Genomic DNA, 7,087 nt, shown 5'->3' on the forward strand with positions numbered 1-7,087 from the left:
AAGATAGCAGAGGTTAACTTTGAAGAAGTTATTGCTAACCCTTGTGGTTTTAAGCACGGTTTCGTTATTTGTTGGGGTGGCAAACATGACGCCCCAACAACTCTTTTCAGGTGATGAGAAAGCATTAGAGCTTTTCTTTACCAGCCGTATACCACGTTTATTTGCCATACTGCTTGCTGGTGCTGGCTTGAGTATTGCGGGACTTGTCATGCAGCAAATCAGCCAGAACCGATTTGCTGCACCTTCTACAACCGGTACGATCGAATGTGCCATGTTGGGCTACGTACTGAGCGTGGTTTTCTTTGGTAATGATAATCACCTTTGGCTCGTATTCGGCATCTCGGTATTTGGGACGCTAGCGTTTGTTTTCTTTATACAGCGCATTCAATTTAAGAGCGTGGTTTTTGTGCCTCTTGTCGGGATTATTTTCGGCAATGTCATCCAATCCATGACTACGTTTATCGCTTACAAATATGATGCACTTCAAAGTCTGAATGCTTGGACAGTCGCAAACTTCGCCAACATCTTGCGTGGTGATTTTGAACTGCTGTACATCGCGGTACCAATGGTTATCCTCAGCTATCTTTTTGCCGCAAGGATCTCTGCCGTAGGTATCGGAAAAGATTTCGCGATTAACTTGGGTTTGAATTATCAGCAGGTTGTGACGATTGGCGTGCTATTGGTGTCCATCATGTCAGCAAGTGTCGTGATGATTGTTGGCCAGTTGCCATTCTTGGGGCTGATTGTACCGAATCTCGTGAGTCACTTTTATGGCGATAACCTCAAAAAGAACATTCCGCTTACGGCCATGTATGGGGCCATTTTAGTGTTGTGTTGCGATTTGGTGAGTCGTTTAATTATTTTCCCTCATGAAATGCCAATCTCTATCGTGATCAGCATATTGGGTGGCGTGGTATTCATTGCTATGTTGTTGCGAGGTAAGCAACATGCGTGATTCAACGAAGATCCTGATGCTAGGTGGCATTGCGATTCTTTTCGCGTGTCTGTTTATTGGTATTGGGCTAACGGCTGACAACTACCAATATTTTTTGTCTCGTAGAGTTCCTAAAGTATTGGCGATAGTGCTAGCGGGTGTGGCCATTGCTCAGTCTTCACTTGTATTTCAAACCATTACGCACAACCGAATTTTAACGCCAAGTATCATGGGTTTTGATGCGCTGTATGTGTTAACCCAAATATTGATCGTGTTGATTTTTGGTGGGTTGAGTACCTTGGTGCTTAACTTGTACGTCAATTTCGCGATTGCAGTCATTGTAATGGTGTCGTTTTCGCTACTGCTGTTTGGGTTTTACTTTTCAAAAGGCAGCAAGAACCTGATTACGTTGCTATTGGTCGGCTTGATCTTTGGTCAGCTATTTTCCAATGCGGCGTCATTCTTTTCTTTGCTGATGGACCCAAACACATATGCAATTGTTCAGTCGAAACTGTACGCCAGTTTCAATAATGTCAAAGTGAACTTGGTTTACTTTAGTGCTCCGGCTTTGATGTTTGCATGTTGGTTGTTGTTTAGGATGCATCGCACTTTAGATGTGTTTTGGCTCGACCAAGACAATGCGAAAAGTTTGGGTGTTGATGTACCTAAAGTGACGAGAAATGTGTTTATTATCTCGGCGGTTTTGATTGCTATTTCTACGGCTTTGGTAGGGCCAATCATGTTCTTTGGTTTACTAGTGACCAACTTAAGCCGAGAAATGTTCCGAAGTTACCAACATAAAACGCTATTGGTCGGATGTTCGTTTCTATCCATCAGTTCACTACTTGCTGGGCAATGGATAATCGAAAACGTGTTCAGTTTTGAGACGACGTTGAGTGTCGTAATTAACTTTATCGGCGGTGCGTATTTCTTATACCTGCTGCTGAAAAACAAAGTTGTATAAATATGATAGTAATAGACAAATTAACGAAGGCTTTCGGTTCAAACAAAGTCGTAGACGAGGCCAATACTCAGTTTGAAAAGGGCAAGGTAACATCGATTATCGGTCCAAATGGCGCGGGAAAGAGCACGCTGTTATCTATGGCCTCGCGCTTAACGGAGCGAGATGGCGGTAGTGTTATCATTGATTGCAAGGAAATCGCGGAATGGGACACAAAAGAGCTAGCGAAAAAACTGGCAGTACTTCGCCAAGCTAACTCGATTACAATGCGGTTTACCGTAAAAGAGTTAGTCTCTTTTGGTCGTTTCCCATACTCTAAAGGAAATCTGACTAAAGAAGATCATGAGGTCATAGAAAAAGCGATCGACTACTTAGATTTGCAAGATATTCAAGACAAATACTTGGATGAATTAAGTGGTGGTCAGCGACAGCTTGCATTTATTGCTATGGTGATTGCACAAGATACAGATTATGTCTTTCTTGATGAACCTCTTAATAACTTAGATATCAAACACTCTCTTCAGATCATGAAAGTTGTGCAGCAGTTAGCCCATGACATGAATAAAGCTATGGTGGTCGTGATTCATGATATTAATTTCGCGGCGTGTTACTCAGATGTCATATTGGCGCTTAAGAAAGGTAAAGTTGTGGCGAGTGGTGCGGTTGAAGAGGTTATTCAAGCGTCTACGCTAGAGGACATCTACGAAACGCCATTTAACATCATAGAGTTAAACGGTAAGCGCATGTGTACTTATCATTAAGCGAGCTAGTTCGTTTTTAACGAGATCAATAGATAGGCGGGCTTACTTGGTGAGCTCGTCTATGATTGGGCATCGGCTCTCTGCATCTCCAGGACAAGAAGAAACCCAACCTTCAAGTTGCGTTTTGATCTCCATGAGGTGTGCAATTTTTTCTTCAACCTCTCTCAGTTTGTCCATGGTTCTTGCTTTTACTTCGCTACTTTTGCGGTTGGGGTTATGAGCAAGTTGTACGAACTCTTTGCATTCTTGCAACGAAAAGCCTGCGCTTTTGGCGCGTGATACCAAGTTAAGCTCTTGAATATGATTATCTGAATATTCGCGATAGCCAGAGTCGCTACGCGCTGGTGGAGATATGATCCCTTTGTCTTCATATAATCGAATCGACTTAGATGAAAGCCCAGTGAGCTTCGCGACAGCACCAATATTCATGTTTAACCTCCATAACGTTTAAGGCGAGTATATACCGATGTTGTGGATAAGACACTCCTAAATAACAGTCAGTTACCTAGAGTCCCCTTACTCTTTAATCAATTCATGTGGTGGCACACCAAATGCCTTTTTGAAGGCATAAGTGAAGTTAGAAGGGTGGTGGTATCCGGCTTCATAGGCGGCTTCTGTTATCGTCACTAGGCCACGTTCCAAATGTTGCCTAGCAATCTCAAGACGTCGAAAACGAATGTAGCCGTTTATGGTCATATTAAGTGATTGTTTAAATCGGCGCTGCAGGTTTGAAACACTCATTGAGAATTGGCTCGCCAACTTTTCCAAGCGTAGTTCTTGATCAAGGTGAGTTTCAATATAGCTGACAATATCCTCAATCCGACCATCAATGTGTCGTTCAATACTGCTGTTTTTAGCACTGAAATTCTTAGGAATTTGCTTGGTGGCTTGATGTAATATTTGATAGATCAAGCTTTCGACCTCTAGTTTCTCTTGGAACTCTTGCGGTGTTTCTCTATTTGTTAACGTTTCAGCCAGCTCGCATAGCGTCTGGTTAAGCTCCAACTGTTGAAACGCCTGATGAGAGTTAAAAAAGGCTCGATGACTACAATTTTGCTCAAGGCGGGCCTCTAGCCATTGGGGCTTAACCAATATGTTGATCTTATTAATGAGGTTATCTTTGAGCAGTGAACGACGAAAATTTGCAGGTTTGAGTAAGTTCACCACTACACCCTTAGGGCCGTCGCTCGCGTCTAAATCAAATTGCAAATCGTCGTAGCCAAACGAGAGTCTACCTTCTAAAAGAATAGTGACCAGCAGTGAGGCGTGTGCAGTAGAAACAATATTCGAATCAATAAGTTCTAGACAACGCCCACCATGAACAAAAATTTGATCATTGTACTGATATGATAGGAACTTACCTTCGGCCAGTTGAGTTTGGCAAGGTTGGCCTTGCGTGACAATCCATTGTTTCTCTGTCGCCTCTAGTCTTTGGGTTAAAGCTATCTTGGCAATTTTAGTTCGTTTTGTTGTGACTTCCTGCATTTGACACTTCCTCATAACACTTGTGCGATTTCGCATAACCAAATCGCCTTTGTATTTATAAAACTCATGCTTATTATACCTGAGAATTATTATCATTAATATTTAGGAATGAAGTTATGGAAAGCCCTGCTTGTTCACCTATCAAGCTTTCAAGCCTTTGCCTTGCAGTGGGAATGGCGCTATCAACCCCTGTTTTAGCTCAAGATACTGAGTCACATTTTGAAGAGGTCGTTGTATGGGGAACGAAAGTTTCCAGCAACACTGAGTCGATGTTTGCGGACGACATGTCACTGAAGCAAGCGGATCATATGTCTGATTTACTGCGCGATATTCCCGGTGTGGATGTTGGTGGAACACACTCTGTGAATCAACGTATTACGATTCGTGGTTTGAGCGAAACCGATTTGGACATTCGTCTTGACGGTGCTTCTCAGCATGCGAGCATGTTCCATCATATTGGTAACTTGACGTTGAACCCTGACATTCTCAAATCTGCGGACATTCAGGTAGGTAATAACTCTGTGACTCAAAACGGGTTAGGCGGTTCGGTCTACTTTGAAACGAAAGACGCTCGTGACTTACTTCGTTACGATGAAAAGTTTGGTGCGCGTGTTTATGGCGGCTATGCATCCAACGACAACCAACAAGGTTCGTTGACACTGTACGGACTTTTGTCCGAAAACATTGATGCGATGGTCTATGGCCATTACGTTACGCGTGATGATTTTGAAGATGGTGATGGCAATAAAACCTACGGTGCTGCAGGTGATGTTTACAACATTCTGGCTAAGCTGGGGTATGAACTAAATGACATCCATCGTTTTGAGCTCTCTTATGACATGTACCGAGACAGTGGAGATTACAGTCCGCGTCCTGATATGTCGGGTAGTGCAAATAATAGCCTGTCGAGCAAGTTACTTATCCCTACGGATTATGACCGCGATACCGTTACCTTGAGTTACGAGTTGCGAGGCGAACAACACCAAGGAAACGTCACTCTTTATAATACCGAGACAGAAATTAAACGTGACGAAACGGTGATGGCCCCTCGTTGGCCCTCGAACCGTTTATCAAAGAACACCGCCAAAAACCAAAACTTTGGTTTGAATGGCAAATTCCAGTCAGATGTTATGTTAGGTGAGTTTGATAATCGAGTCACTTATGGCTTCGACTACATGGATAAAACGTCTTCGAGTTACTACGGTAGTCGTAAGTTTATGGACGAATCGGCGATTTCAACCGCACTGTTTGTAGAAGATCAGTTCTTCTTCTCTGATGCCTTCTTTATTACTGCAGGTATGCGCTTTGATGATTACAAACGCAAAGCTGAGACAGGAAACAGTAATTATGATGATGTGACTTGGGCTCTAGCAGCAGAATGGGCGGTGACGCAAGATTGGACGTTGTTTGCGAGTGCACGCTCTCTATTTAAAGGTCCAGAGCTAATGGAAACCTTTATTGCTTACCAAGACGTTGCATTTTTAGAGGATGGGTTAAAGCCAGAAACGGGATTGAACACGCAGGGTGGTGTTCGTTTTGATAAAACCTTTGATAAACATTTCTTTGGGGCGAATATTACGGTATTCCAAACGGAAATTGATGATTACATTGCAGATCAGTACCAAAACGCGACTCAAACTTACCTGATTTACAACTTAGGTGATGTTGAGATTAAAGGCTTTGAAGCAAGTGCTTCTTATGGTTACGACAAGTTTAACAGCAAACTTTCTTACTCTAAGTCGGACACCAAAAACAAGAATACTGGTGGTCCTGTTGCTGGGGGCAATGGGCGTAGCATTGATATGGGTGATAGCATTGCTCTAACTTTGGATTACCAGTCAGACGCTTTAGAAACGATCTTCGGGTGGAACTCAATGTTTGTTCTAGAGGAAGACAACGTCTTTGATGGTCAGCCAAAGAAAGCAAGTTATGATGTGCATAATCTATACGCTCAATGGGTGCCGTCTGATATTGATGGGCTGTCGGTGACCTTTGGTATTGATAATGTATTTGACGAGTTGTACAGCTCTCATGCGTCTCGTTCGGGGACTGCACGTGGCTTCACGCTTGATGACTACGAGCCGGGTCGCAACTTCAAGCTCTCTGCAGCTTATCAATTCTAACAAGGTTCTTCATAGGACGTTTCAAAGTAACGAGTAAGTTCATGATTAAAGAAAGCACCCGAATAGATAGCGAACACGCTGACAAATACTTAGTGACGCTTTGTCGGCATTTTGGACGAAAAGTTCCTGCTACTTGGAATGAAAATAGCGGTTTGGTGACATTTCCGACGGGAAAAGCTGAGTTTAACCTTTGTGCATCTAGCTTAACTATAACCTGTGAGGCGGATTCAGAAGAGAAACTGAATACGGTGAAGGCGATCATTTCATCGCATGTGGACATGTTTTCTCGTCGAGAAACACTAGCACTTAGCTGGGTTCGTTAGCGCTCGTTTAAGGATGCTGTGATAGAAAGGGAATGTTAAAAGCAAAAGCCCGCAATCTTATGATTTGCGGGCTTTTATTGTTTGAATGCTATTGCGCTTTCTCAGGCTCTAGGCTTTTTTTTTCCTGCTGCATTTTTGCTAGGAAGTAGATGTTAACGCAAGCAATAAAACCGTTAGTTAGTACTACAGGCCAAGAATCAATCATTAGTCCGTAAGCAGTAAATAGCGCACAACCAATAAAGTTAAGGATACGAAGCTTAACAATATCTTTCATAGTTAGCGAAATAGCGACCATGATTGAAGCTGCATAACCTAAAATCTCAACCATATTCATGTCCATTTTTTGACCCTCTTAAAATCTGCCGAATTTTGTCGGTACCAATTCTTCTCATCTTGAGATTAATGAGGAAGCTCCATGCCTCGAATGGTCTTTTTTTGTTGTATGGACGCACTATATCAATGGAAAAACCGTGATAAAAGCCTCAAATCAAGGTTAAGAG

General features: G+C 42.7%; 8 protein-coding genes. 5 read left to right on the plus strand and 3 right to left on the minus strand.

The window, feature by feature from the left end; translation table 11 throughout:
• Positions 1-19 precede the first annotated feature (19 nt).
• Genes vctD through vctC form a run of 3 tightly spaced genes read left to right on the plus strand, consistent with a single transcriptional unit; the run spans position 20 to position 2,656 of the window.
• On the plus strand, positions 20-955 hold the full coding sequence (gene vctD / locus R7P69_RS06780) for an iron chelate uptake ABC transporter permease subunit VctD (protein ID WP_017820306.1): 936 nt from the start codon (positions 20-22) through the stop codon (positions 953-955).
• Positions 948-1,898: an iron chelate uptake ABC transporter permease subunit VctG gene (gene vctG / locus R7P69_RS06785; protein WP_171345628.1), complete on the plus strand. Its 951-nt coding sequence runs from the start codon at positions 948-950 to the stop codon at positions 1,896-1,898. Before vctD ends, vctG begins: the two co-directional genes overlap by 8 nt.
• A gap of 2 nt (positions 1,899-1,900) precedes the next feature.
• Positions 1,901-2,656, plus strand: coding sequence for an iron chelate ABC transporter ATP-binding protein VctC (vctC, locus tag R7P69_RS06790; protein ID WP_005376629.1), 756 nt, complete (start codon positions 1,901-1,903; stop codon positions 2,654-2,656).
• Between the two features lie 42 nt (positions 2,657-2,698).
• Here vctC and cueR read toward each other — a convergent pair whose 3' ends face one another.
• The gene (gene cueR, locus R7P69_RS06795) at positions 2,699-3,085 is read right to left on the minus strand and encodes a Cu(I)-responsive transcriptional regulator (RefSeq protein WP_005376627.1); all 387 of its coding nucleotides are present in this window, start codon (positions 3,083-3,085) and stop codon (positions 2,699-2,701) included.
• Positions 3,086-3,172: 87 nt separating this feature from the next.
• Complete coding sequence (locus R7P69_RS06800) at positions 3,173-4,141, minus strand: helix-turn-helix domain-containing protein (RefSeq protein ID WP_238952701.1); 969 nt, start codon at positions 4,139-4,141, stop codon at positions 3,173-3,175.
• A gap of 116 nt (positions 4,142-4,257) precedes the next feature.
• Here R7P69_RS06800 and R7P69_RS06805 point away from each other — a divergent pair, with 116 nt between their 5' ends.
• Positions 4,258-6,264 (plus strand): TonB-dependent siderophore receptor, encoded by a 2,007-nt coding sequence (locus R7P69_RS06805; RefSeq protein ID WP_025767866.1) that lies wholly within the window; start codon positions 4,258-4,260, stop codon positions 6,262-6,264.
• Positions 6,265-6,305: 41 nt separating this feature from the next.
• Positions 6,306-6,587 carry a DUF2218 domain-containing protein gene (locus R7P69_RS06810; protein ID WP_005376622.1) on the plus strand — a complete coding sequence of 94 codons (282 nt, stop codon included), beginning with the start codon at positions 6,306-6,308 and terminating at the stop codon, positions 6,585-6,587.
• A gap of 88 nt (positions 6,588-6,675) precedes the next feature.
• Here the strand turns inward: R7P69_RS06810 and R7P69_RS06815 are convergent, their stop codons facing one another.
• Entirely contained in the window at positions 6,676-6,927 is a 252-nt protein-coding gene (locus R7P69_RS06815) for a YgjV family protein (RefSeq protein WP_005376619.1), read from the minus strand.
• Positions 6,928-7,087 lie beyond the last annotated feature (160 nt).

Origin of the sequence: Vibrio sp. 661 (genome assembly GCF_033339315.1) — a bacterium.
Taxonomy (GTDB): Bacteria; Pseudomonadota; Gammaproteobacteria; order Enterobacterales; family Vibrionaceae; genus Vibrio; species Vibrio alginolyticus.

Coding starts and splice junctions, on each gene's coding strand:
- R7P69_RS06810 (WP_005376622.1), top strand. CDS start 6,306: ATGATTAAAGAAAGCACCCGAATAGATAGCGAACACGCTGACAAATAC.
- R7P69_RS06800 (WP_238952701.1), bottom strand. CDS start 4,141: ATGCAGGAAGTCACAACAAAACGAACTAAAATTGCCAAGATAGCTTTA.
- cueR (WP_005376627.1), bottom strand. CDS start 3,085: ATGAATATTGGTGCTGTCGCGAAGCTCACTGGGCTTTCATCTAAGTCG.
- R7P69_RS06815 (WP_005376619.1), bottom strand. CDS start 6,927: ATGGACATGAATATGGTTGAGATTTTAGGTTATGCAGCTTCAATCATG.
- R7P69_RS06805 (WP_025767866.1), top strand. CDS start 4,258: ATGGAAAGCCCTGCTTGTTCACCTATCAAGCTTTCAAGCCTTTGCCTT.
- vctC (WP_005376629.1), top strand. CDS start 1,901: ATGATAGTAATAGACAAATTAACGAAGGCTTTCGGTTCAAACAAAGTC.
- vctG (WP_171345628.1), top strand. CDS start 948: ATGCGTGATTCAACGAAGATCCTGATGCTAGGTGGCATTGCGATTCTT.